Origin of the sequence: Aliivibrio finisterrensis (genome assembly GCF_008933155.1) — a bacterium.
Taxonomy (GTDB): Bacteria; Pseudomonadota; Gammaproteobacteria; order Enterobacterales; family Vibrionaceae; genus Aliivibrio; species Aliivibrio finisterrensis.
Window position 1 is genome coordinate 1 of the sequence record NZ_WBVP01000067.1, and the last position, 1,054, is coordinate 1,054.

Annotated in this window: 1 protein-coding gene; it reads left to right on the forward strand. The window is 38.6% G+C overall.

Annotated elements, in window-relative coordinates; all coding sequences use genetic code 11:
- Positions 1–96 precede the first annotated feature (96 nt).
- On the forward strand, positions 97–1,053 hold the full coding sequence (locus F8B77_RS17295) for an IS30 family transposase (RefSeq protein WP_151656895.1): 957 nt from the start codon (positions 97–99) through the stop codon (positions 1,051–1,053).
- Position 1,054: the final 1 nt, after the last annotated feature.

A 1,054-nucleotide genomic window follows, 5' to 3' on the forward strand; every position in this document is an offset into this window, starting at 1 on the left:
CCTAGATCCCAAGAATAACCGACACACTTTGGTATAGATAAGAGAGTCAGTTGCCTATAAGCTTCAAGCTCTCACACAATAGGCCAAGGTAACCACATGGGAAACCAATATAAGCAACTGACACTAGGCGAAAGATACCAGATCGAAGCTTGGAATTCACTCAGTATTTCAGCTCGTGAAATAGGGAAAATGCTTAAGAGAGGTAATAAATCAATTTCAATTGAATTATTACGCTGCCCTATAGGCAGCTATTGTGCAGAACAAGCACATAGGCACGCTTTTCAAAAAAGAAAATTTGCAAAAAAACACACTAAATGTAGCCAAAAACATAAAGATATAATAAAGCCTCTTCTAGAAATAGGTTGGAGTCCTGAGCAAATAGCAGGAAGAATGAAAGAGGAAAACATAGAAAATACAATATCTTGCAGTACCATTTACAATCTAACAAAGCGAGAATACTGGAAAACTCTTCTACCTCGAAAAGGAAAAATCTATAAGCAACGTAAAGGTACGGAAGCTGGTGCAAAACTAATTCCTAATCGTATAGATATATCTCAGCGCCCATCTATTGTTGATGAAAATGCTGAGTTCGGTCACTGGGAAGGCGACACAGTATATGGTCAAAATGGGTATTTGGTGACCATGGTTGAACGAGTATCCAAGCTATTAGTTACGTGTAAAGTACGCAGTAAATCCAAAAAAGCCGTCACTCGTGGAATAAATCGTATGATGAAGCCCTTTAAAGGGCTTTGCAAAACAATCACATTTGATAATGGCGGAGAGTTTGCGGGTCATGCTAAGATAGCTAAGCATCTGAACTGTGACATTTATTTTGCTAAACCTTACCATTCTTGGCAACGAGGTTTGAATGAAAATACCAATGGTTTACTAAGACGTTTTTTCCCAAAGGGAATGGCCATTGGAGAACTTGCTGCAAAAGAGGTTAAACAGGCAGAGTTTTTGATTAATTCGAGACCTAGAAAGGCATTAAATTTTCTGAGTCCGAGTGAGTTTTTAAACGGTAAGCGTGTGTCGGTTATTGTTACGATCTAGC